The following is a 23077-nucleotide window of genomic DNA, read 5'->3' on the forward strand; positions in this document are numbered from 1 at the left end:
ACGGATCGATTGCCATCTGTACGTACGGGGCGCGGTGAGCGACGTGCGGCGACGTTGCCGCATCCGTGCGGTGGGTGGCGCCTCGGCGCCGCGGCGAGCGAGGTGGCTGAGTGATTCGGGTCCTCCTGGGCCAGCGGGGCCGGTTGGTCCGCGAGGCGCTGTCGGCGGTCATGGCCTCGGCCGACGACCTCGAGGTCGTGGCCGAGCTGTCCCGCGCCGACGAGGTATTGCCGACCGCCCGCCGCGACCGGCCGCACGTGGCGGTGCTCGACGTGGCGCTGCCCGGTCCGGTCGCCGTGGCCGACCTGTGCCCGACGCTGTGCGCCGCGCTGCCCGCGTGCGGGGTGCTGATCCTGCTCGACCGCCAGTCCGGCGCGGGCGTCGGCCGCTCGCTGGCCCGCCTGGCGCCCCGGGTCGGCTTCCTGGGCACCGAGACCTCGCCGTACGACCTGGTCGAGAGCGTGCGCCAGCTGGCCCGCGGCGAGCCGGTGCTCGACGCCGAGGTGGCCGTCGCCGCGCTCACCGCCGACGAAAACCCGCTGACCGACCGCGAGTGCGAGGTGCTCCGCATGGCACTTGACGGCGCCCCGGCCAAGGAGATCGCGCAACGGCTATACCTGAGCGCCGGGACGGTGCGTAACTACCTGTCCCGCATCCTCGCCAAGACCGGCGCCCGCACCCGCATCGAGGCGATCCGCATCGCCCAGGACTCCGGCTGGATCTGACGGGTCGGCCGCGGACCAGTGGCCGACCAGCTCGCGGTAGAGCGGCGACGTGGCCAGCAGTGCCTCGTGGTCGCCGAGCGCGGCGCCGGTGCCGTCGAGCACGAGCACCCGCCGCGCCCGAAACGCGGAGCTGATGCGGTGGGCGATCACGATGAGCGTCCCCTCCCGGGCCGCGAACGCCTCCTCCGCCACCCGCTCGGCCGCCGGGTCGAGGTGGCAGGTCGCCTCGTCGAGCACCGCGATCGGTGCCGGCGAGAGATAAGCGCGGGCCAGCGCGAGCTGCTGCCGCTCCCCCGCCGACAGCTCGGCCGGGCGCAGGTCGGCGTCGAGTCCGCCGAGGCGGGCGACCAGCCCGGCCGCGCCGACCGCCGCCGCGGCCGCCTCGACGTCGGCGGTGGACGCCGAAGGGCGCAGGTAGGTGAGGTTGTCCCGGACGGTGCCGGCGAACGCGTACGCCTCCTGCGGGATCAGCACGCGCGCCGGCTCCGGCAGGTCGACCGCCGCGCACCCGCCCACGAGCACCGTGCCGGCGCCGGGCCGGAGCAGGCCGCACACCAGGCCGGCCAGCGTGGACTTGCCGATGCCGCTCGGGCCGACGACCGCGAGGTGGTCGCCCTCGGGCAGGTCGAGGTCGAGGGCGCGGAGCACCGGCTCGGCGTGCGGCCCGTAGGCGAACGTGACGCCGCGCAGCGCCACCGCGTACCCGCGCGGGGTGGCCGCCCGGTGCGGCGGCGGTGGCTGGTCGGCGGCGTCCAGGACGCGGCTGAGCGTCACCACGAAGCGCAGGCCGCTGCCGCCGAGCCCGTTGAAGAGGCGGCCCAGGGCCGGCTGGAGTCCGAAGAGGACGTAGGTCAGCCCACCCAGGACGGCGCCGGCGGTCACGCCGTTGCCGACCAGCCACGGTCCGGCGGCGAGGACGACGATCAGCGGGACCCAGCCGCCGAACACGAAACAGAGCGTGCGGAGCACCGACACCCACGCGAGGCCGCGCTCGGCGGCCGCCTGGTCGGCGATCGGGCCGCTGACCATCGCGGCCGCGTGGTCCTCGGCGCCCCGCGCGGCGATGTCGCGGGTGGCGGCGAGCACCGAGCCGGTGGTGGTGGCCAGGCGCTCGTCGGCGCGGACGGCGGTGCGGTAGCGGTCGGCGGCGAGCCCGAGCGTCGCCACGAACGCGAGGCACCCCAGCAGGAACGGGGGCAGGATCAGCAGCGCGATCAGCGGCGCGATCGAGAGCAGGCCGGCGACGGCGCCGACGACCGTGACGAGGAAGCCGCGGCAGACCACGATCAGCCCGGCGTACGTGTCGCGGACGGTCTCCACCTGCCGGGTCAGCCGCGCCACCGCGCCGTCGTCCGCCCGCCCGGCCGCCCCGGCCCGCAGCGCGCCCTTGACCACGCGGCGGACGAGGTCGTCGCGGACCGGCTCGACGAGGTCGCTGAGGGCGCGGAAGACCTGCCGCGCGCCGACCGCGCCGGCCAGGCCGGAGACCAGGAGGACGCCCAGCCAGGCCATCCCGACCATGGGGCGGCCGGCGAGGAAGCCGTCGTCGACCGCGCGCGCGACGGCGAGGCCGAGCACCGCCGACGGGAGCGCCTCGGGCACCGACCACGCGACGAGCGCCAGCGAGGGCCGCCGTCGCAGACCCGCGACCGCGTACCTCAGCTCCCGCTTCATCGCGCCCTCCGCTCCGCGCCGTGGCTCACTGGAACACCTCGCGGTACTCCGGGTCGGCCCACAGGTCGGCGTGGCGACCCACCGCCCGCACCCGACCCTCGGCCAGCCACACGACAAGGTCGGCGCGGCCCGCGGTGGCGGCGCGGTGGGTGACGACCAATCTGGTACGGCCGGCGCCCGACCCGGTCAACGCGGCCGCGATCCGCACCTCGGTCGCGGTGTCCACACTGGACGTGGCGTCGTCGAGTACGAGCAGCCGGTCGGCGTGCCAGGCGCGGGCGAGGCCGAGCCGCTGCGCCTCGCCACCGGACATGGGCGCCTCGTCGAGCGGCGTGTCGTATCCCTCGGGGAGCCGGCTGACGAACTCGTGCGCGTGCGTGGCGTGCGCCGCCGCGCGTACCCGGTCGCGGGGAAGCCCGAGCCCGACGGCGTCGGCGACCGTGCCGCCCACCAGGACCGGCCGTTCGAAGGCGCAGCCGACCGCCGCGCGCAGCGCGGGGCGGCTGAGCTCGGCCAGCGGCACGCCGTCGAGGAGCACGCGGCCGGAGTCGGGGTCGCGCAGGCGGGCGGCGAGCGCGGCGAGCACCGACTTGCCCGCCCCGGAACGGCCGACCACCGCGACGGTCGCGCCGCCGGGCACCATCAGGTCGACTCCGTGGAGCAGCGCGGCGCCGTCGTCGCCCCGGGCCGTGACCCCTTGGAACTCCACGGTGCCCGGCCCGTCCGGCACAGTGGACTGTCCATGCTGGACGGCGGGGGTGTCGAGGATCTCGGCCGCCCGCCGGACGCCGGCCCGGGAGCGGGCCAGCCGGCCGAGCACACCGGTGAGGGTGCTGAGCCCGGCGCCGATGGTCGCGTACCGGCTGGCGGCGAAGAGCTCCCCGGCGCTGATCCGCCCGTCGGAGAGCGCGAGGCCGCCGGCGGCGAGCACGGCGATCAGGATGAGCGGCCCGACGACCGCCGCCTGCGCGCTGGCGCGGGCCAGCACCCGCCAGGTGTCCGCGCCGTGCCGGTGCAGCTCGTCGAGGGGTTCGAGGATCCGCCGCTCCTCACGGTCGACCGTGCCGGCGGCGGCGATGGTGCGCGCGCCGACGAGGGACTCGGTGAGGCGGGCGGAGATGCGGCCCTGGGTCCGCTGGTACGCCGCGACGGCCCGCGTCGTCTGCTGCGTGAACGCCCGCAGCACGAGGGCGACGAGCGCGAGCCCCGCGAGCAGGACCACGGCCAGCCAGGGGTCGATGAGGGCCAGCAACACCAGCGCGCCGGCCGGCGGAAGCAAAGCGGTCGCGGCCGAGACGAGGGCGACGCCAGCCTGCCCGGCCTCGGCGGCGTTTCCGGAGACCCGGCTGACGAGGTCGCCGTTGTCGAAGACCCGCCCGACGCGCGGCCCGACCGCGAGGGTGTGCCGGATCAACCAGCCGCGCAGCCACGCGGTGGCGCCCGCGGCGCTGGCGGTGCCCGCGTACGCGCCGGCGATCTCGATGGCCATGCTCAGCAGCACGAGCCCGCACGCGACGAGCACCCACCGCCCGCTCGAGGCGTCCGCTCCGCCCGCGACGATGGCGTCGATCGCCCGGCCCAGCACCGCCGGCAGAGTCAGGGTGACCGCGGCGCCGGCCACCGCGGCGAGCGCCATGACCGGGAGCCACGCCCCACCTTTCCGGCCGACCGTGGCGAGCGTCGCCGTCACATAGACTCCCTTCCAGCGCCACGGCCCCGGGCGACCGACATTCGTCCGGGACCGTGGCTTCAGCGGAGCTGCTGGATCAGTTGTGGCAAAGCAGCAGGCTCAGGTTGCTCTCGTGGCACAGGGTGAGGCTGACGTTGCTGGGCGGGCAGCTGGCGCTCGCGCTGCTGCCGTGGCCGCCGCCGTCGCCGCCGGTCTCGAAAGCCTTGGTCTCCATCGCCTGAAGGTCGAGCAGTGCCATGGTGGTTCCTCCCTCTAACTGGGTGTTACCTGTCCCGCACCGGTCGGTGCGGGAGACTGTGGGGCGGTGCGCCGCGCGCTGGGGTGCAGCAGCGGCGCGTGCACCGGTTCGCCGTGCAGCGCGGCGCCGAGCGCCAGCAGCACGCCGGCGGTGCCGGTGGCGAGGTCCATCGAAAGGCGCATGAGCGTGGTGCCTGGGAAGGCGAAGCCGTCGCCGTACGGCACGGCGTGCCAGCCCATGTTGCGCACCTGCGTGGCCACGCGCGGGTCGGTGGCCGGATCGGGGCTGCGGCTCGCCAGGTAGAGCAGCGTGCCGGCGCGGCCGTTGAAGAGGCCGGGGAAGACGTACAGCTTGGACTCGGCGGCCAGTTCGGCGCCCCGGGCCGCCGCGGCGAACTCCTCGTCGTCCCGCCGGGCCAGGTACTCGTCGAGCACCAGCCCGACGCCCACGCTGCCCACGTCGAGGTACGGCATCGTGCGCCAGTCTTCGTTGACGTGCAGCTCGCCGGTGTCGCGGGTCATGCAGCGGCGAAGATCCTGCCGCAGGGCCACGGCGGCGTGGTCGAGGTACGCGGGGTCGCCGGTGTCGTCGTAGGCGCGCAGCAGCAGCAACGCCGGACCCGAAGAACCCTGCATCAGCCCCGCGTGCGGGTGCTTTCCGCCGCTGATCTCCGGCACGGAGTCGACCGGGCCCAGCCGCTCGGCGACGAGCTCGGCGGCCCGGTGCGCGGCGACCCGCAGCGCCGGCTCGCCGGTGTGGTCGGCGAAGTGCAGCAGGTTGAGCCCGATGCCCGCCAGGCCGCCCTGCAAGTCCAACCCGAGCGACTGCCAGTCTTCGCGCAGGCACATGTCGATCGCCTCGAGCGCCGCCTGGCGGTGGCCGAGGTGGTCCAGGACGAACGCGACGCCGTGCAGCCCGTCGTAGAGGCCGGGCGTGGTGCCGCTTTCCGGGCTGCCGGCCTTGGCGAGCAGCCACTGCTCTAGCTCCTCGTGGCGGCCGGCACCGGTGACCGACAGCGCGTACAGGACACCGGCGGCGCCGTACGCCATGTTGATCCCGCCGCCGGCCGAGAACTGCCGGACGTCGCCCGGGAACAGGCGGTCGTCGCGGTCGGGCGTGGCGCTGGCGAGGATCGCCCGGGTGAGGTCGTCGCGCAGCCGCGGCCATTCGACGTGCCAGGGTGGCGGCGCCGGCGCGCCGGGCGCGATCACCTCGGCGCCCTCCTCCAGGAACTCCCGCGGCACCGGATAGTGCTCGGCGACGACCTCCACGTGGTGGCGCACCTTCGGCCGGTGGATCCACACCATGTTGCTCAGCGGGAGGAAGAGCGCGAAGCGCAGGCAGGCCAGGCCGTACCGGTCGACGTCCAGTCCCTTCGTGCCGCGCGGCGCGCTGAAGCCCTGGTTGCCGAGCGCCGGCCAGGTCGCCTGCTCGACCGGCGCGGCCACCTCGAAGTCGAGGAGGTACACCCTGTCGTCCTCGGTGACCATCACGTTGTGCATGTGCATGTCGCCGTAGACGACGCCCCGCTCGTTGATGCCGCGGATCGTCTCGGACACCTGCGCGAAGATGCCGAGTGCCCACTCGGCGTACTCCGCCGTCTCCGCCTCGCCGGCGTTGATTTTGGTGAGCGGGAAGCGCCGCACGACGGCCCGGCTCAGCGACACCGCGTCGACGTACTCCATCGCCAGGAAGCGGTGCTCGCCGACCCAGAAGAGGTCGAGCACCTCGGGGACACCGGGGACGCCGGCGAGGCGGCGCAGCACGTCGTACTCCCACTCGACGCGGTGTGCCGCGTCCTCGCCGCGACCGTCGATGCCGGCGTGCGGCCGGCCCTCCTTGAGCACGACGGGCCGGCCGGTCGCCTTCTCCGTGCCGGCGTAGACGCCGCCGCCGTTGGAGAAGTGCAGCACGCGCTCGATCTCGTACGGCAGGTCGGCGACGCTGACCGCGTTGCGGGCGGCGAGGTGCGGCGCGAGGAAGTCGGGCAGCGTCACCCACTCCGGCACGTAGAACACCGGGTCGCGGCGGTCCGGCACCAGGGTGCCGGTCGCGTCGGCGATCGCCGGCACGACCGAGCCGTCCGGTGCGACGCAGTAGCGGCGGCTGAACGCGCCGTACCGCACATGCAGCGGGCCGGCGCCCCAGCGCAGGTCGCTGAGGATGTACGGGTTGGGCTCGCCGTCGAGCAGCTCGCCCAGCTCGCGCAGGATGGTGTGGCAGGCGTCGTCGTCGGCGGGGTAGATCGTGACGAGCTTGCCGCTGTAGCCGCGGGGCGCGTACTTGGTGACGCGGCCGACGAGCGCGCTCGGCGAGAGGAGGAACTTGAAGTTGATGCCGCGCGGCATGCAGTAGTCCCAGACGGTGTCGAGGATCTTGTCCGCGTTGCTCAGGGTGGCGGATACGTGGATCTTCCAGCCCTGGTCCGGGAGGTCGCTCTGGTCACACAGGAACGTCCACCAGTCACCCGACTCTTTGCGGGTCCAGCCGTCGGCGAGGGGGCGGTCGGCGGTGCGAAACGGTGCCTTCTTGGCGGCGTGGTGGACGTCGTAGAACAACGGACTCGCCGCGCAGAACGCTTCGTATCGATAGTCCATCCGGCCACTCGCCTTCGTTCCTTCGTATTGGTGATGCTCATCCTGACGACTGAGGTGGGCCTCTCCTAGTGCCCACCGTCACGTCTGCCAAATGAGGAAGGCGGCACCTACGTATGCGTATTTCACATGTCGATAGTGGCAATACCTATCGCGGCTATAGGCCTTTGTCGATCAGATCCAACCTGATTCCTGCGCGATACGCACGGCTTCGATGCGCGTGCGCGCGCCCACCTTCGCCACCACTCGGGACAGGTAGTTGCGCACGGTGCCGGGCGAGAGATGCAGCCGGGCCGCGATGTCCTTGGCCGGCGAACCGGTCGCCGCGATCTCCAGGATCTCGGCCTCGCGGTCGGTCAGCGGGTTCTTCCGGTTGAGCGCCGCGGCCGCCAACCGAGCGTCGGCGACCGCCTCACCGCGGGCCAGCCGCCGCACCCCGTCGACGACCCGCTGCGGTGCGACCTGGTCGCCCAGAAACCCGCACGGCTGCGCCTGATGGCGTACGGCCAACGCGAGCCGCCGCGCCTGCTTGTGCGAGGCGAGGACGAGCGCCGGGCACGGAAGACAGGGGGTGCGGCGCTCACCCGCCATCACGCCGAGGTCGGTCACGACCACGTCGGGCCGGAGCGACCGGATGAGGGCCGCGGCGTCGTCGCCGCCGTCCCCCTCACCCACCACGTGGATGTCGTCCTGCGCTGACAGGACGAACGCGAGCGCTCCCCGAACGAGCGCTCCATCGAGGATCAGCAATGTCCGGATCACGGTTACTCTTTAGCACACGATCATGACGGCCGCTTGACGAGTGCCCTTACCGCGACTTTTCTCCCCGTTACCCCGTAGTTCTCGAGGCGCGTTTCACGCTGAATGAAACCCCTATTCACCCACTCACTTCGAGATCGTGACCCACGGGAGGATGGCCGTCCGGCTATCATGCCGGCCCGGCGATTACCGCTCGAAACTGAGCTGCCAATCAGTAAACGGCGGAGGGCCCCGGGTGACCGCACCCCGGGGCCCCTCTCGCCGAACGCGCCTACTCGTAGGCGATCGCTTGCAGGACGTTCAGCCGGGCGGCGCGCCAGGCCGGCCACAGCGCGGCAAGGACGCCCGCGACCACGGCGACCACCACGAAGACGATCAGGCTGACCCACGGGATCGCGACCACGGTGAGGAAGTCGCGCTCGATCAGGGCCGACGACAGCGCGGCACCGAGCCCCACCCCGACGATGATCCCGAGCAGGCAGCCGAACACCGCCATCACCACCGACTCCGTAGCCACCATGCGCATCACGCCGCGCCGGTTGAGCCCGACCGCGCGGAGCAGGCCCAGCTCGCGGGTCCGCTCGAAGATGCTCAGCAGCAACGTGTTGAGGATGCCGAGCAGCGCGATGAGGATGGCCACGCCCAGCAGCACGTAGATGATGCCGAGCGCGATGTCGACGAAGCTGTTGAACTCCTCCAGCAGGCTGGACCGGTCGCCCACCGTCACCAGTGGATAGTCGGCCATGACGCGCTCGATGTCGGCGACCACCGCGTCGGTGTTCGCGCCCTGGTCGAGGCTGACGTAGCCCTGGTAGGCCAGCGGGCCGCCGAAGCTGGCCACGGCCGCCTTGGGCACGATCATCGAGTCGGTCCAGATCGGCGTGGACTCGTAGACGCCGATCAGGCGGTACGGCTGCTCGCCGCCCTTGTCGAACTGGACCGGGACGCTCTGGCCGACCTCCCAGCCACGCGACTTGAACGTGTTTTCGTCGGTGACGAACTCGCCCGGCTGGAGCGTGCGCAGCTCGCCCTCGACCGCCTTCATCGAGAACATGTCCCGGCCCACGGCGAGGTCGTCCATCGCCAGCACGCCGCCGAACGGCGCGCTGCCGCCGTCCACCTTCGACTCGATCGACACGTAGAAGGGCTGGGCCTGGTCGACGCCGGGCACGGCCCGCACGTTGTCCAGGGCCTTCTCCGGGAAGCCGACCTCGCCGGGCGGGCCGGCGGTGTTGCTGGTCTGGATGATGACCTCGGCGCCGACGGAGGCGTTGATGGTCTGGTCGATCGTCTTGGTGAACGACTCGCCCAGCACGGTCGCCGCGCTCACCAGCGTCACCCCGATCATCAGGGCGGCGGCGGTGACCGCGGTGCGGCGCGGGTTGCGCAGCGCGTTGCGCACGCCGAGGCGGCCGCTCATGCCCCAGCCGACCGCCCGGCCGATCAGCCCCGCGATCGGCTTGGTCAGCAGCGGCGACATGATCACCACGCCGAGGAACGTGAGCAGCGAGCCGAACAGCAGCGGGGTGAGCGACGAGCCGACCAGGCCGAGCACCAGCAGCGCGACGCCCGGCACCGCGAACACGAGGCCGACGATGGTGAGCACCTTCAGCGGCTTGTCCGGGCGGGACACCTCGCGCATCGCCGCGAGCGGCGGCACCGCCGAGGCGCGGATCGCCGGGACGAACGCGGAGACGACCGTGACCGTGACGCCCACGAGGTACGCGAGGATCACCGGCGTGGCGCTCACCGTGATGCCGGCCCCGGGCAGCTGGGCGCCGATGAGCGCGGTCAGCGCGGCGCTGCCGGCGAGGCCGAGCCCGATGCCGGCGAGCAGGCCGAGCGTGGAGCCGACCACGCCCACGAGCACCGCCTCGATCAGCACCGAGCCGGTCACCTGTCCCCAACTCGCCCCCATCGCGCGGAACAGGGCCAGCTCCGAGGCGCGCTGGGCGACCAGGATGTTGAACGTGTTGAAGATCAGGAAGATGCCGACCAGCAGCGCCACGATCGCGAACGGACCGAAGAAGTACGTGGTGAGCTGCGAGAGCCCCGCCTGCACGTCGTTGGCCGCGTCCTCGTTGGCCTGCTCGCCGGTCTTCGCCTCGAACCCGGTCGGCACGATCGGCGCCACCTGCTCGCGCAGCTGCTCCTGGGTCACGCCGTCGCGCGCGGAGAGCAGAGCCGAGGAGAAGAGCCCCTCCTGCCCGTAGAACGTGCGCTGGGCGAAGGACTGCTCGAAGAGAACGAGCGTCTCGCCGGCCAGCGACTCGCGGTCGCCGTCGTAGACCGCGATGCCGGTGATGGTGAACTCGCGCGCCTCGTTCACCTCGGGCAGGTAGACCTTGAGGCGGTCGCCGGTCTTCGAGTGGGTCTGCTCCGCCGTGTACCGCGTGATCGCGACCTCGGTGTCCGACGACGGCCAGCGGCCGTCGGCGAGCTCGACAAGGGCGAGCTCGTCGTCGCTGTTGCGCGAGCCGCCGATCTGCGGCGCGCCGGACGTGGTGACCGGCTTGCCATCCTGCCGGTCGAACGGGATCACGCCGAGCGCGCTCACGTCGCCGTAGACCGCCCGCGCGCCGGGCAGCGCGGCCATCGCGTCGATCTGCGCCTGAGTGATCTTGGGCAGCGGGTCCTGGTCCTGGCCGTCTTCGGTGAGCGCCACCTGGACGTCGACGTGCTGGTTGATGTTCGTGAAGAGCCGCTCGAAGCGGGCGCCCAGCGAGTCGGTGAGCACGAACGCGCCGGACAGGAACGACACGCCCAGCACGATCGCCACGATCGCGAGCGTGAGCCGCAGCTTGCGCGAGAAGAGGCTCTTGAGGCTGGCCCGCAACATCACGCGCCGCCCGTCGTCACGTCGAGGTGCTTGAGCTTGTCGAGCACGCCCTCGGCGGTGGGCTCGGCCATCTCGTCGACGATGTGGCCGTCGGCGAGGAAGATGACCCGGTCCGCGTACGAGGCGGCGTTGGGGTCGTGGGTGACCATCACGATGGTCTGCCCGAAGTCGCGCACCGAGTTGCGCAGGAAGCCGAGCACCTCGGCGCCGGAGCGGGAGTCGAGGTTTCCGGTCGGCTCGTCGGCGAAGACCACGTCCGGCCGCGACACCAGCGCCCGCGCGCACGCCACCCGCTGCTGCTGGCCGCCGGAGAGCTGGCTGGGCCGGTGGCCGAGCCGGTCGCCGAGGTTGACGGTGGTGATCACCGTCTTGTACCAGTCGGGGTCGGGCTTGCGGCCGGCGATGGAGAGCGGCAGCAGGATGTTTTCCTCGGCGGTGAGCGTCGGCAGCAGGTTGAACTGCTGGAAGATGAAGCCCACCCGGTCGCGGCGCAGCTTCGTCAGGCCGCTGTCGCCGAGCCCGGTGATCTGCGTGTCACCGATGAAGGCCTGCCCCCGGCTGAGCGCGTCGAGCCCGGCGAGGCAGTGCATGAGCGTCGACTTGCCCGAGCCGGACGGACCCATGATCGCGGTGAAGCGGCCCTTTTCGAGCTCGACGCTCACGCCGCGAAGCGCGATCACCTGCGCCTCGCCGCTGCCGTATACCTTCCACGCGTCGACCGCTCGGGCGGCGATTTCCGTGGTCGTTGTCGTCATGCCACACACCGTAAGGGCAGACGACCGCCGATCCGTCCTACCTGAGGAGGGTCGCGGCCTCACCCTAAGGAAGGTCTCCCGGCTCCGCCACTCCTACCCGACCCCCGAACTCCGCGGCCGCCGCGGCGACGGCGGACGCCGGGTCGGTGCCCGGCCACAGGTGGGTGAGCACCAGCCGCCCCACGCCCGCCGCCTCCGCCCATCCGCCGGCGAGGCGGGCGCTGCCGAGGTAGGCCCGCGAGTCTTCCGGCACCTCGTCCACATAGGTCGCGTCTGCGATCAGCACGTCGGCGCCGCGGGCCAGCTCCACCACCGCTTGGCTCGGGCCGGTGTCCCCTGTGTACACGAGCGTGCGCCTGCCCGCCGCCAGCCGAAGACCCGCGTTCGGCAGCCAGTGCGGCAGCAGCCGGGTCTCCACACTGAACGGTCCGATGTGGAACGCGTCGCCCGGCGCGAACGGGCGCGGATCGTACGCGGCGTCGAGCATCCCCGGCCGGTCGAGCGCGAGCACGGCGTCCAGCGCGCCGGGCGGGGCGTACACGGCGAGGGGTGGCGGCGGGTCGTCCGCGAGCGCCCGCGCGCGCAGCAGCGGGTTGAGGTCGGCGCAGTGGTCGGGGTGGCCGTGGCTCACGTACACCGCGTCGACGCCGCCGGCGGGCACGTGCGCGAGGAGGCGGGGCAGCGTGGCGTACCCCGCCTCGACGAGCAGCCGGAACCCGTCGTGCTCCACCAGGAAGCCGCTGCACGCCTGGCCGGCGTCCGGCCACGCGCCGCAGCCACCGAGGACGGTCAGGCGCACTTGGCCGCGAGCTCCGCCAGCAGGGGTACCGTGTGCGGCTGGTGCGGCTGCCGGCAGGAGAAGATGACCTGGTCGACACCGTGCTCGCCGAGCCGCCCCACGACCTCTTCCAGCTCGCCGGCGGTCGACCGCGCGGTCAGCACCGCGAGGGCGGTCTTCTCGATGTCGCCGTACGGGCGGCCCTCCCGCGCGCAGTGCTCGCGCAGCACGTCGAGCTTGTGCGGCAGCTCCGGGGTGTCGAAGAGGTTGGTGGCGTCCGCGTACCTCGCGACCAGGCGCAGCGTCTTCTTCTCCCCGCCGCCGCCGACGAGGATCCGCGGGTGCGGACGGCTCACCGCCGGTGGCGAGTTGAGTGGGCGGTCGAGCGTGTAGTGCTTGCCCGCGAACGGGCTCTCGTCGCCGGACCACATCCGCTTGGCGATCCGCAGCGTCTCCTCCAGCTGCTCGAAGCGCTCGGACACCGGCGGGAACGGGACGCCCAGGCCGGCCGACTCCTCCGCGTTCCAGGCGGCGCCGACGCCGAACCAGGCCCGCCCGCCGGAGAGCACGTCGAGCGTGGTGACCGTCTTGACCAGGATGCCGGGGTGGCGGTACACGACGCCGGTGACCATGGTGCCGAGCGTGATCCGCTCGGTGATCGCGGCCGCGTAGGACAGCGCCGAGTAGCCCTCCAGCATCGGCTCCTCGGCCGCGCCGACGCCCCGGATCTGGAAGAAGTGGTCCATCACCCAGAGGCTGGCCAGACCCGCCTGGTCGGCGTCGCGGGCGATGCGGGCGAAGGTGGGGGCGATCCGCTCCTGACCGCCGGGGTACGTGAAGCTGGGAATCTGGATGCCGATACGCACGGGCCCAAACCTACCCGCGTCATCCTCGAGGATGATCCGCGACGACGGGCGCCTGCCCGTACCGTGGGATCGTGCACCGGCTCAACCTGTGGCTGCGTGGCCATCCGTGGGTGGGCGACGCGGCGCTCGTCGCGTTCATGCTCTTCAGCTGGTCGCTACAGACCGGCCACGGGTGGCGGCCGCTGTGGGTGCAGGCGCTGGTGCTCGGCGGCCTGTTGCTGCCGCTGCTGTGGCGCCGCCGCCACCCGCTGCCCGCGGCGGCGGTCGTGCTGGCGTCGGCGGCCGCGGTCTACGCGGTGGAGCCGTGGGCCCACCAGCTGCCGGTCGCGGTGCTGGCACTCGACATCATGGTGTACACGCTGGTGGTCCAGGGCCGGCGCCGCCCGGCGGCCGTGCTGGCCGCGCTGACCGTCGGGTTCTACCTCGCGTGCACGCTGACCTGGTTCGAGTCGACGGATTGGGTGGCGGCCTCGGCCGGCTACCTGCTGATGGTCGCGCTCGCGTGGGCGGTCGGCGAGTTCATGCGGGCCCGCCGGGCGTACGACGCGGAGAAGGAGGCCCGCGCCGCCGCCGAGGAGCGCAACCGCATCGCCCGCGAGCTGCACGACGTGCTCGCGCACAGCGTGAGCGTGATGGTGGTCAACGCCGAGGGCGCCGCCCTGATGCGCCACTCGGATCCGGCGGTGGTCGACCGCACGCTCCAGACGATCAGCGCCACCGGCCGGGCCGCGCTCGCCGAGCTGCGCCGGCTGGTGGAGTCCTCGTCCCGCGAGCCGCAGCCGACCGCGGCCGACCTGCGCGAGCTGGCCGAACGGGTCGGCGCCGACCTGGCCGTGACCGGCGACGCCGAGGGCCTGCCGGCGAGCGCGGCCCTCCAGGCGTACCGCATCGTGCAGGAGGCCCTCACCAACGTGGTCAAGCACGCCCCGGCCGGCGCGGCCACCCACGTCAGCGTCGACTTCGGGGTGGCGGGCCGGGACCGGCGGGTACGCATCGAGGTCACCAACTCCGGCGGCACCCCGGTCAAGGTGCCGGCCCTGCCCTCATCCGGACACGGGCTGACCGGGATGCGCGAGCGGGTCGCCCTCTTCGACGGCACGTTCGACGCCGGCCCCACCCGCGACGGCGGCTTCCGCGTCGCCGCGACGCTCCAGGTGGACGCCGCGTGAGCGCCGACGCCGCCGGGGTGCTGATCTGCGACGACCAGGAGCTGATGCGGGTCGGCCTGCGCATGATCGTGGACAGCCAGCCCGACCTCACGGTGGTCGGCGAGGCCGCGGACGGCGCGGCCGCCGTCGCGCTGGCGCTGGAGCTCAAACCCGACCTGGTACTCATGGACGTGCGCATGCCGCGCCTGGACGGCGTCGCCGCCACGGAGCGGATCTGCGCCGCGCTCCCCGCCACCCGCGTGCTCGTGATCACGACGTTCGACCTCGACGAGTACGCCTACGCCGCGCTGCGCGCCGGTGCGAGCGGCTTCCTGGTCAAGGACTCCCCCGCCGCCGAGATGCTGGTGGCGATGCGCGGCGTCCTGCGCGGCGACGCGATGGTCGCGCCCTCGGTCACCCGCCGCCTCCTCGACCGCTACGTCACCGGCGTCGCCCCGGCCGACGCCGACCCCCGCCTGGCCTCGCTCACCGACCGCGAACGCGAGGTGCTGGGCCTGGTCGCCCGCGGCCTGTCCAACGCCGAGATCGCCGGAAAGCTCTTCCTGGGGGAGACGACGGTCAAGACCCACGTCGCCCGCATCCTCGCCAAGCTCCAGATCCGCGACCGCGTCCACGCGGTGGTCCTGGCCTACGAAACCGGTCTGGTACGCCCCGGCGGCTAAACCACGCTCCGGTGGCAACATCTTGCCCCCCGTTTCCACGGCGGGGACACTCGCCCGATGCCGATGCCCGGACGCGCGGCGAACGCCCTCGACTGGCTCCTCGTCTTCGTCACCCTCTGCCGGAGGAGTCGGCTACCCGCGCCGGACCTCCAGGAGCGCCGGCGCGACCGCGCCGGCCGCAACCGCTATCTGGACGCTTACTGGCGCGAGCAACGAGTCCACGTCGAGGTAGACGGCGCGCACCACATGGACGCCGGGCAGTGGGAGGCCGACATGCGCCGCCAGAACGAAGTCTGGCTACGCGGCGACCGCGTCCTCCGCTTCTCCGCCTGGCAGGTCCGCCACCACCCCACCTACGTCGTCGCGCTACTCCGCAGCGCGTTAGGCCTCGCGATCTAGAACGTTTAGGGCTGATATAGCGCACAAAGCGTTCTAGATCTGGAGGACGAGCGCGACGGCCGACCAGGGTGACGCGCGGCTACAAGATCGACTGCGACTGTCGCTGCTATGTCGATCACGAGGGAGTTTTTGCGGCGGCCTTGGGTTACCGGGGCGGTGGCGGCCAGCTCGGCGCGGCTCGCGGCCGCGATGACGGACGGGCTCGACCTGGAGCGGGCCGCCACCGTGGTGGAGCTGGGACCCGGCACGGGTGCGATCACCGAGGCGATCCTGCCGCGGCTCGCCGCCGGCACGCGGCTCGTGGCCGTCGAGCTCAACCCGGTGCTGGCCGCGCGGCTCGCGGAGCGCTACCGGCACGACGCGCGCGTGACGGTCGTCAGCGGCTCGGCGGCCGAGCTCGCCGGCATCGTGCCGGAGCCGGTCGACGCGGTCGTCTCGGGTCTGCCGTGGACGGTCATGCCCGCGGCGCTCCAACGGCGCGTCCTCGACGCGGTGACGGCCGTACTCCAGCCGCGCGGGCGGTTCAGCACGTTCGCGTACGCGCACGCGGGCTGGACGCCGCCGGCCAGGCGGTTCGCGGCCGAGCTCGCCGCCCGCTTCTCCACCGTGGAGCGGAGCCGGATGGTGTGGGCCAACCTGCCGCCCGCGTACGTGCACCGGGCCGGCGAGCCGCGCGTCAGCCCGCGTGGACCGCGGATTCCATCAGGGCGCGCAGCTCTGGACGCTGGAGGTCCGCGGTCGAGCGGAGCTTGACGTGGCGGTGCACCTTGCCCTTGCCCTCCATGAGGCCGGCCGGGTCGGGCAGCGCGGCGCCGCGGGCGATGCCGAGCGTCACGTGCGCGCGGTACGCCGCGACGGTGAAGTACAGCCCCTTGTAGCCGGGCGCCGTGCCGAACCCGACCAGGTCGGTGTCGACGGTCACGACCGGGTCCGGGAGCACGTCGGTGACCAGCGCGCAGGTCCGCCGCGCCAGGTCCGCCGTCGCCGGGTCGACGCCGGCGAGCCAGCCCTCCAGCTCATCGTCCACGCCAGCGACTATGCCACGTCCGATTCCCGCCAGCCTCGGACGCCCGGATGCGCGAGCGTGTAGGCATGACGACATACAAGATCCAGGCCCTGCCGGCCGCCGTCCTCGACGCCGTCCGGGCGACCGGGCGCGACGCTTCGGGCAACGCCGTCGAGCGGATGGTCGCCGGCGGTGGCGAGCCGCTCCGCTGCTGCCTGCGCGACGCGACCGGCGGCGAGGAGCTGATGCTGTTCGGCTACGAGCCGCCGCTGCCGCCCAGCCCGTACCGCGAGGTGGGTGCCGTCTTCGCCCACGCCGAGCCGTGTCCCGGCCCGGACCCGGCGGCCGCCACGTATCCCGCAGGGTGGCGGGGGCGCAAGCAGGTGCTCCGCGCGTACGACGAGCGGGGCTGGATCCACCCGGCAACCCGGGTGCACGACGGCAGCGACCCGGAGGCCGCGATCGCACGCGTGCTCGCCGAGCCGGGCGTCGTACGGGTGCACAGCCGCAACGTCGCCTACGGCTGCTACATGTTCACCGTGACGCCGGTGCGGGACTCGTAGCCGGCACGAGTTCGAAGTGGACGGTGCGGCCGAAGCGAGACCGCCCCAGCCGGTGCGTCAGCGGCACGACGACGCCGTGCAGGAGCGGGTGCTTGGCGCGCAGCAGCCGCGCCGCGTACCGGTCCTCCGCACCGTGCAGCAGGCGCATCCGGGCCGGTACCACCGCACCGGTCACGCGGCCGCGACCGGTCGACGGCGCGATCACCGCGCGGGGGTCGCGGCGCAGCCGCCGGGTCTTGAGCGACTTCTCGAAGCTCCGCACGAACGCCCGTTCGCCGTCGACGGCGACGCTCACCGGGCTGCCGCCCGGGCGGCCGTCCTTGCGGTACGTGGTCAGCAGCACCGTCTTCTGCCGCGTGAACGGGGCCAGCGCCGGGCTCGCCGCCACCGACACCTCGCCGACGACCCAGCCGAGCTGCCGCAGCCGCACGAGCGCCGCGGCGCCGGCGAAGAGCGCCATCGCGCCGATCAGCCACGGATCCGACCCGCGGCCGCCGAGGTCGAGGTCACCGGCGTGGTTGACGGCGTGCACCGCGTTCGCGACGAAGAAGCCGCCGAGCGCGGTGGCCAGCCCGTCCGCCCAGACGAGCGCGAGCAGCAGCGACACCGCGAGGCCGAGCTGGAAGGCGCCCAGGTCGTGCACGAAGTGCTCGTGCCGCGGGAAGTCCACGAAGTCGGCGAACGAGCCCGGCGCGGCGAGGCACCACACCGCCGCCGCGCCGGTGAGCAGCGCGCCGAGGAGCGTGACCAAAACGACGTAAACGTTCTTCTTCGCAACCATGTGGGGTGGACGGGCGGGCCGGGCGAATCGTGACAGGCCGCTAATGTGGTGCCCGTGACTAGGCCGGACTGGGCTCCCTACGGTGTCGACCTCGACCGGCCCAACGCGGCCCGGGTGTACGACTTCTACCTCGGCGGCGCGCACAACTTCGCCATCGACCGCCAGATGGCCGCGCAGGCGCTCGCCGGTTGGCCCGAGCTGCCGTTGATCATGCGGGCCAATAGGGCGTTCCTGCGGCGGGCGGTGCGCTTCCTGGCCCACTCGGGCGTGCGGCAGTTTCTCGACCTTGGCTCCGGCATACCGACCGTGGGCAACGTGCACGAGGTGGCGCGGGCCGAGGATCCGGCGTCCCGCGTGGTGTACGTCGACATCGACCCGGTCGCGGTCGCGCACAGCCGCGCGATCCTCGACGGCGACCCGCGGGTCACGCCCGTCCAGGCCGACCTGCGCTCCCCCGCCCACGTGCTCGACCTGGCCGTGCGCGAGGGCGGGCTCGACCTCACCCAGCCGGTCGCGGTGCTGATGGTGGCGGTGCTGCACTTCGTGCCCGACACCGACGACCCGGCCGGCGTGATCGCCGAGTACCGCGACGCCACCGCGCCCGGCAGCGCGATCGCCATCTGCCACGCCACGGCGGAGGGGCAGGGCGACAAGGCCGACGAGCACCGCGCGCTGTACGCCCGCACGCCTACTCCGATGACGATGCGCTCGCACGCCGAGGTGAGCCGCCTCCTCGCGGGATACGAGCTGGTCGAGCCGGGCCTGGTGTACATGTCGCAGTGGCGGCCGGACGACGACGAGCTGCCCGCCCGGCCGGAGGACTACCCCGGGTACGCGGCCGTCGGATTCCACTAGCCCCCGTGGGAACCCCCGGGGCCCCATGACCGACTATCCATACGTGGGGTGCGAAGAGTTTCGCGAGGCGCTGTCCGCGCGCCTCGACGGGGAGGACGATCCGGCCGAGCGTGCGGCGACCGACGCGCACGTGGCCGGCTGTGCGGCGTGCCGGCAGTGGTTCGACGCCGCCGCCCAGGTAACCCGGATGGCCCGCACCAGCGTGGTCACGCACGAGGTCACGGTGAGCGACGAGGTGCTCGCCGCCGCTCCCGGCCGCGGGCGGGCCCGCCTGGTCCGCGCGGTACGGGTGGCGCTCGGCGCGCTGGGCGTGGTGCAGTTCCTGCTCGGCGCCGCGCAGATCGGCGGCTTCGCGGCAGGGCGCCACCTGCACACGTTCGGTGTGGGGCCGGACCACCTGTGGCACGAGTCGGCCGCCTGGAACGTCGCGGTCGGCGCCGGCTTCGCCTGGATCGCGCTCATGCGGGGCCCGGGCTCGGGGCTGATCCCCACGCTGACCGCCTTCGTGGCCGCGCTCAGCCTGCTCACCGCGAGTGACATCATCGCCGGCCGGGTGGATCTCGGACGGGTGTTGAGCCACGCGTTCATCCTGGTCGGGTACGTGCTGGTGGTCCTGCTGTCGCGCCTCCAGCCGGCACGCGGCGGCCCGGCCGGCGGCCAGCGCACGCCCCGCCGGGCGTGGCGGGTCAGCTTCGACGAGGTGGACCAGCCGCCGGCCCGCCCGGCGCTGCGCCTGGTCCGCGACCGCCCCGCACAGGCCCGCCGGGCGGCGTGACGAACCAGCCGCGCTAAATAGTTGACTCTGACTAGTCGGTACCGGATAGTTGGTACTGACTGAAGGAGGAGTCATGGCGCGCAAAGTCTCCAACCTGCTGGCACTGGCGGTGCTGTCCTACCTGATCCAGCGCCCCATGCACCCCTACGAGCTCAGTCGCACGCTGCGCGAGCACGGCGACGCCCGCAGCATCAAGTTCAACCACGGCTCGCTGTACATGGTGGTGGGGCAGCTCGACAAGGCCGGCTTCATCGCCGAGCACGAGACCTCGCGCGAGGGCCAGCGCCCCGAGCGCACCGTCTACGCCATCACCGACGCCGGACGGGCCGAGCTGCGCGACTGGATGCGCGACCTGGTCGAGCACCCCCAGCACGAGTACCCGCAGTTCGTCGCCGCGCTCTCGCTGATCGCGGCGCTGCCGCCGAGCGAGGTGCTGCCCCTGCTGCGGCGGCGGCTCGACCGGCTCGCCACCGAGCGCGACGAGATCCACGCGCTCGTCGAGCGCACGCTCGCCACCGGCGTGCCGGCGCTGTTCCTCGTCGAGGAGGAGTTTCGGCTGGCGCTGCTGGCGGCCGAGTCCGCGTTCGTCGAGCGCTTCATCGCACAGACCATCGATCCGCGGGCCGGATGGGGCCGCCAGTGGGCCGAGTTCCACGGCGAGCCGGCACCGGAAGACGAAAGGTAGGAACAATGACGCGCGTACGTACGGCCCTCGTCATCGGCGGCGGCATCGCCGGCCCGGCGGCGGCCATCGCCCTGCGCAAGGCCGGCATCGAGGCGACCGTCCACGAGGCACACCCCGGCGGCGCGGACGGCGCCGGCGTCTTCCTGACCCTCGGCTCGAACGGCATCGACGCGCTGCGCGTGCTCGACGCGGCCGACCCGATCCTGTCCACCGGCTTCGCCACGCCCGCGATGGTGCTGCGCAGCGGCACCGGCAAGCGGCTCGGCGAGAGCGTGATGACCACGCGCGAGGCGACCGGCACCACGAGCCGCACGATGAAGCGCGCCGACCTCTACGCCGCGCTGCACCAGCAGGCCGTGGCCCGCGGCATCACCGTGATCCGTGGCAAGCGTCTCGTCGCGGCCGAGGAGACCCCGGACGGGGTGCGGGCCAGGTTCGCCGACGGCACCGAGGCCACCGCGGACGTGCTTGTCGGCTGCGACGGGGTGCACTCCACGGTGCGGCGCGTCATCGACCCGGCCGCGCCCGAGCCCACCTACGTCGGTCTCATCTCCAACGGCGGCTACGCCCGCGGTGTCACCGTCGACAGCGCGCCGGGCGACTACGAGATGATCTTCGGGCGCAAGGCCTTCTTCGGGTACGCCATGTCCCCCGACGGCGAGGTCTGGTGGTTCGCCAACGTGCCCCGCCGGCCCGAGCCCGCCCGCGGCGAGGTGGAGCGGGTCGGCACCGAGGAGTGGCGGGCCCGCCTGCTGGAGCTCTTCGCCGCCGACGCCGGCCCGGCGCTGCCGCTGATCCGCGCCACCCCGGCCGAGGAGTTCGCCGCGATGACGCCGGTCCACGCGATCCCGCACCTGCCCCGCTGGCACAGCCGCCGCATGGTGGTGATCGGGGACGCCGCGCACGCACCGTCGCCAAGCTCCGGCCAGGGCGCCTCACTCTCCGTTGAGGACGCCGTGGTACTGGCGAAGTCGTTGCGTGACACGGACGACCCGGCCGACGCGTTCGCGAGGTTCGAGGCGGTCCGCCGCCCGCGGGTCGAGCAGATCGTCAAGTGGGCCGCGAAAGTCAACAGCGGCAAGGCCGCCGGCCCGGTGGCGCGGGTCTTCCGCGACGCGATGCTGCCGGTGGTCCTGAAGCTGACCGCGAACAGCAAGACCATCCGCGACACGTACGCCCACAAGCTCGAATGGGACGCCCCGGCCGGCGCGGGCCTGCCGTCGCGGGGCTAGCCTCGTCGGATGCCCGAGCTCATCGCCCCCACCCCGCGGCTGCGCGACTCCTGGCTGGCGGCGCGCGAGGAGTGGGGGCGCGGCGTGCATCAGGCCGGCGGCGGGCTGGAGGAGTTCGACGACGTCGACACGGCCGCGGGTTTCGCCGCCTGGACCGAGCGGCTGCGCCGGATGTCCGACGAGTCGGTGCCGCTCGCCGAGGGCTGGGTGCACGCCACGTACTGGTGGATCGTCGAGCGCGACGCCTACCTGGGCGCGATCTCGCTGAGGCACCGCCTCAACGACTTCCTGCTGCGCGCCGGCGGCCACATCGGCTACGGCGTACGCCCGTCGGCGCGGGGTCGTGGCCTGGCGACGTGGGCGCTCGGCGCGGTGCTGGGGCACGCGCGCGCCCGGGGGATCGACCGGGTGTTGATCAGCTGCACGGTCGACAACACCGCGTCGGCGCGGGTGATCGAGCGCCACGGCGGCGTCGCCGAAGACGAGCGGGACAGCGAGCTGGGCCGGATCCGGCGGTACTGGATCGACCTGGCGGGCGGCCCGCCACGGGGGTGACCCGCGGCGAGCCGCCCCGAGCGGCTACCTCAGGCCGAAGTGGATGGTGCGGGTGAGGGTGGCGTTGTCGTCGTCGCCGTCGAGCGACCAGACCATCGCGCCGCCCAGGCCGCGGGTCCTGATGTAGAGCACCTTCTGGAGCACCACGGCGGGGTCGTCGTAGGTCCAGAACGTGGTGCCGTCCCACAGCCACGCGTGGCCGGCGCGCAGGTCGCGGTGCACGGTGAAGCCGGCGGAGGGCAGGGTCTTCAGCTTCTTGTAGTCTTCGCTGCCCGCCTCGAACGTGGCCGGCGCCGGGCCGGTCGCGGTGCCGAAGAGGCCGTTCTGCCCGCCGGTCACGCCGGTCCAGCCGCGGCCGAAGTACGGGATGCCGAGCACGAGCTCGCGGCGCGGCGCGCCCCGGTCGATCCACGCCTGGATGGTGGAGTCGGCGGAGAAGTCGGGGTTGTCGGGCGCGCCGGCCGGCACGCGCAGCGCGGACTGCTGGTTGGCCCGCATCTCCCAGGTGCCGTGGAAGTCGTACCCCTGCACGGTCGCGAAGTCCAGGTACTTGAAGATCTTCTTGACCTCGAAGCCGGCGTCGATGGTGGCCGGCGCGGCCGGGACGAACGCGGTCAGCGCGTAGTGCTTGCGGTTGGCCTTGCCCAGCACGTCGAGCTGGCGGCGGAACTCGGCCAGCAGCAGCGTGAAGTTCAGCTTGTCCTCGGGGCGTACCACGTTGCCCGGCTCGCCGTTCGAGCCCGGCCACTCCCAGTCGAGGTCGATGCCGTCGAAGACGCCGGCGAGCGAGCCGGGGCCGCCGGCGCTGCCGTCCGGGTTGGGCAGGTTGCCCTTGAGGTACAGGTCGATGCAGGAGGCGACGAACTTCTTGCGCGAGGCGTCGGTCAGCGCCGCGTTGGAGAAGTACGTCGACCAGCTCCACCCGCCGAGCGAGATGAGCGCCTTCAGGTTCTTGTGCTTGGCCTTGAGCTTCTGGAGCTGGCCGAAGTTGCCGTTGAGCGGCTCGCCCCAGGTGTCCGCGACGCCGTCGACGCTCTCTTCGGCCGGCACCGGACGCTGGTAGTCGGCCCACGCGTCACCTTCGCCCGGCCCGCCGTCCACATAGCAGCGACCGTCTTCGGTGACGTTGCCGAACGCGTAGTTGATGTGGGTGAGGCGGCTCGCCGCCCCGGAAGTGTCGAGCTTCTTGACCGGGAACGCCCGGCCGTAGATACCCCATTGGGTGAAGTAGCCGACCCGGACGAAGCTGTCCCGGTGCGTGCCGGCGCTGGCGGCGGACGGGGCCGCGGCCGCGCCCGCGAGAACGGTGGTCATGGCAATTGCGACGCCGAGCAGTCTGCGCATGCGCAGAACAGTAAGGATACTTTCCTGTTCTGACAAGAGGACGAACAAGGGGACACATTTCAATCAGCTACGCGGGCCCCGGATCGAATACATTAACTACCACGTAACGGTGCCGACATCAGTACCTGGGGAG

Annotated in this window: 23 protein-coding genes; 11 read left to right on the forward strand and 12 right to left on the reverse strand. The window is 72.9% G+C overall.

Features of this window, described 5'->3' with window-relative positions; all coding sequences use genetic code 11:
- Positions 1 to 110: 110 nt before the first annotated feature.
- Positions 111 to 725 carry a response regulator transcription factor gene (locus ACTMTJ_RS04955; RefSeq protein ID WP_441214850.1) on the forward strand — a complete coding sequence of 205 codons (615 nt, stop codon included), beginning with the start codon at positions 111 to 113 and terminating at the stop codon, positions 723 to 725.
- On the opposite strand, the gene ACTMTJ_RS04960 is transcribed toward ACTMTJ_RS04955, so the two are convergent.
- From ACTMTJ_RS04960 to ACTMTJ_RS05000, 9 genes are all read right to left on the reverse strand, one after another.
- On the reverse strand, positions 612 to 2399 hold the full coding sequence (locus ACTMTJ_RS04960; RefSeq protein ID WP_441214851.1) for an ATP-binding cassette domain-containing protein: 1788 nt from the start codon (positions 2397 to 2399) through the stop codon (positions 612 to 614). The genes ACTMTJ_RS04955 and ACTMTJ_RS04960 overlap by 114 nt on opposite strands.
- Positions 2400 to 2424: 25 nt before the next feature.
- Entirely contained in the window at positions 2425 to 4089 is a 1665-nt protein-coding gene (locus tag ACTMTJ_RS04965; protein WP_441214852.1) for an ABC transporter ATP-binding protein, read from the reverse strand.
- Positions 4090 to 4165: 76 nt separating this feature from the next.
- Positions 4166 to 4327: a SapB/AmfS family lanthipeptide gene (locus ACTMTJ_RS04970; RefSeq protein WP_441214853.1), complete on the reverse strand. Its 162-nt coding sequence runs from the start codon at positions 4325 to 4327 to the stop codon at positions 4166 to 4168.
- A 14-nt stretch (positions 4328 to 4341) separates the two neighbouring features.
- Positions 4342 to 6924, reverse strand: a complete 2583-nt coding sequence (lanKC, locus tag ACTMTJ_RS04975; RefSeq protein WP_441214854.1) for a class III lanthionine synthetase LanKC — start codon at positions 6922 to 6924, stop codon at positions 4342 to 4344.
- 171 nt (positions 6925 to 7095) lie between these two features.
- Positions 7096 to 7683, reverse strand: coding sequence for a response regulator transcription factor (locus ACTMTJ_RS04980; RefSeq protein ID WP_441214855.1), 588 nt, complete (start codon positions 7681 to 7683; stop codon positions 7096 to 7098).
- A 268-nt stretch (positions 7684 to 7951) separates the two neighbouring features.
- Positions 7952 to 10519 carry an ABC transporter permease gene (locus ACTMTJ_RS04985; RefSeq protein ID WP_441214959.1) on the reverse strand — a complete coding sequence of 856 codons (2568 nt, stop codon included), beginning with the start codon at positions 10517 to 10519 and terminating at the stop codon, positions 7952 to 7954.
- Complete coding sequence (locus tag ACTMTJ_RS04990; RefSeq protein WP_441214856.1) at positions 10519 to 11274, reverse strand: ABC transporter ATP-binding protein; 756 nt, start codon at positions 11272 to 11274, stop codon at positions 10519 to 10521. The genes ACTMTJ_RS04985 and ACTMTJ_RS04990 overlap by 1 nt, the downstream gene beginning before the upstream one ends.
- A 64-nt stretch (positions 11275 to 11338) precedes the next feature.
- The gene (locus ACTMTJ_RS04995) at positions 11339 to 12073 is read right to left on the reverse strand and encodes an MBL fold metallo-hydrolase (RefSeq protein ID WP_441214857.1); all 735 of its coding nucleotides are present in this window, start codon (positions 12071 to 12073) and stop codon (positions 11339 to 11341) included.
- The gene (locus ACTMTJ_RS05000) at positions 12064 to 12918 is read right to left on the reverse strand and encodes an LLM class F420-dependent oxidoreductase (protein ID WP_441214858.1); all 855 of its coding nucleotides are present in this window, start codon (positions 12916 to 12918) and stop codon (positions 12064 to 12066) included. Before ACTMTJ_RS05000 ends, ACTMTJ_RS04995 begins: the two co-directional genes overlap by 10 nt.
- A gap of 71 nt (positions 12919 to 12989) precedes the next feature.
- Here ACTMTJ_RS05000 and ACTMTJ_RS05005 point away from each other — a divergent pair, with 71 nt between their 5' ends.
- The 4 genes from ACTMTJ_RS05005 to ACTMTJ_RS05020 all read left to right on the forward strand — a co-directional run bounded on the left by ACTMTJ_RS05005 (position 12990) and on the right by ACTMTJ_RS05020 (position 15901).
- A complete protein-coding gene (locus tag ACTMTJ_RS05005; RefSeq protein WP_441214859.1) occupies positions 12990 to 14087 on the forward strand; it encodes a sensor histidine kinase in 1098 nt (365 codons plus the stop codon).
- A complete protein-coding gene (locus ACTMTJ_RS05010) occupies positions 14084 to 14749 on the forward strand; it encodes a response regulator (RefSeq protein WP_441214860.1) in 666 nt (221 codons plus the stop codon). The genes ACTMTJ_RS05005 and ACTMTJ_RS05010 overlap by 4 nt, the downstream gene beginning before the upstream one ends.
- Positions 14750 to 14806: 57 nt before the next feature.
- Positions 14807 to 15148 (forward strand): endonuclease domain-containing protein, encoded by a 342-nt coding sequence (locus ACTMTJ_RS05015; protein WP_441214861.1) that lies wholly within the window; start codon positions 14807 to 14809, stop codon positions 15146 to 15148.
- Positions 15149 to 15256: 108 nt separating this feature from the next.
- A complete protein-coding gene (locus ACTMTJ_RS05020; protein WP_441214862.1) occupies positions 15257 to 15901 on the forward strand; it encodes a class I SAM-dependent methyltransferase in 645 nt (214 codons plus the stop codon).
- Here the strand turns inward: ACTMTJ_RS05020 and ACTMTJ_RS05025 are convergent.
- The gene (locus ACTMTJ_RS05025) at positions 15825 to 16175 is read right to left on the reverse strand and encodes a DUF1801 domain-containing protein (protein WP_441214863.1); all 351 of its coding nucleotides are present in this window, start codon (positions 16173 to 16175) and stop codon (positions 15825 to 15827) included. The two genes, ACTMTJ_RS05020 and ACTMTJ_RS05025, sit on opposite strands and share 77 nt — an antisense overlap.
- 65 nt (positions 16176 to 16240) lie before the next feature.
- On the opposite strand from ACTMTJ_RS05025, the gene ACTMTJ_RS05030 reads away from it, so the two are divergent.
- Complete coding sequence (locus ACTMTJ_RS05030) at positions 16241 to 16717, forward strand: DUF1203 domain-containing protein (protein ID WP_441214864.1); 477 nt, start codon at positions 16241 to 16243, stop codon at positions 16715 to 16717.
- On the opposite strand, the gene ACTMTJ_RS05035 is transcribed toward ACTMTJ_RS05030, so the two are convergent.
- Positions 16689 to 17498: a PPOX class F420-dependent oxidoreductase gene (locus ACTMTJ_RS05035; RefSeq protein WP_441214865.1), complete on the reverse strand. Its 810-nt coding sequence runs from the start codon at positions 17496 to 17498 to the stop codon at positions 16689 to 16691. The two genes, ACTMTJ_RS05030 and ACTMTJ_RS05035, sit on opposite strands and share 29 nt — an antisense overlap.
- Positions 17499 to 17552: 54 nt before the next feature.
- Between ACTMTJ_RS05035 and ACTMTJ_RS05040 the strand changes: the two genes are divergently transcribed.
- The 5 genes from ACTMTJ_RS05040 to ACTMTJ_RS05060 all read left to right on the forward strand — a co-directional run bounded on the left by ACTMTJ_RS05040 (position 17553) and on the right by ACTMTJ_RS05060 (position 21600).
- Entirely contained in the window at positions 17553 to 18353 is an 801-nt protein-coding gene (locus ACTMTJ_RS05040) for an SAM-dependent methyltransferase (protein WP_441214866.1), read from the forward strand.
- 25 nt (positions 18354 to 18378) lie between these two features.
- Complete coding sequence (locus ACTMTJ_RS05045; protein ID WP_441214867.1) at positions 18379 to 19128, forward strand: zf-HC2 domain-containing protein; 750 nt, start codon at positions 18379 to 18381, stop codon at positions 19126 to 19128.
- A gap of 73 nt (positions 19129 to 19201) precedes the next feature.
- Positions 19202 to 19813, forward strand: a complete 612-nt coding sequence (locus ACTMTJ_RS05050; protein ID WP_441214868.1) for a PadR family transcriptional regulator — start codon at positions 19202 to 19204, stop codon at positions 19811 to 19813.
- A 5-nt stretch (positions 19814 to 19818) separates the two neighbouring features.
- Entirely contained in the window at positions 19819 to 21045 is a 1227-nt protein-coding gene (locus ACTMTJ_RS05055) for an FAD-dependent oxidoreductase (RefSeq protein WP_441214869.1), read from the forward strand.
- Positions 21046 to 21054: 9 nt separating this feature from the next.
- The gene (locus tag ACTMTJ_RS05060) at positions 21055 to 21600 is read left to right on the forward strand and encodes a GNAT family N-acetyltransferase (protein WP_441214870.1); all 546 of its coding nucleotides are present in this window, start codon (positions 21055 to 21057) and stop codon (positions 21598 to 21600) included.
- A gap of 24 nt (positions 21601 to 21624) precedes the next feature.
- Here ACTMTJ_RS05060 and ACTMTJ_RS05065 read toward each other — a convergent pair whose 3' ends face one another.
- Positions 21625 to 22944 carry a glycoside hydrolase family 18 protein gene (locus tag ACTMTJ_RS05065; RefSeq protein WP_441214871.1) on the reverse strand — a complete coding sequence of 440 codons (1320 nt, stop codon included), beginning with the start codon at positions 22942 to 22944 and terminating at the stop codon, positions 21625 to 21627.
- Positions 22945 to 23077 lie beyond the last annotated feature (133 nt).

Origin of the sequence: Phytohabitans sp. LJ34 (genome assembly GCF_052068095.1) — a bacterium.
Lineage (GTDB): Bacteria > Actinomycetota > Actinomycetes > Mycobacteriales > Micromonosporaceae > Phytohabitans.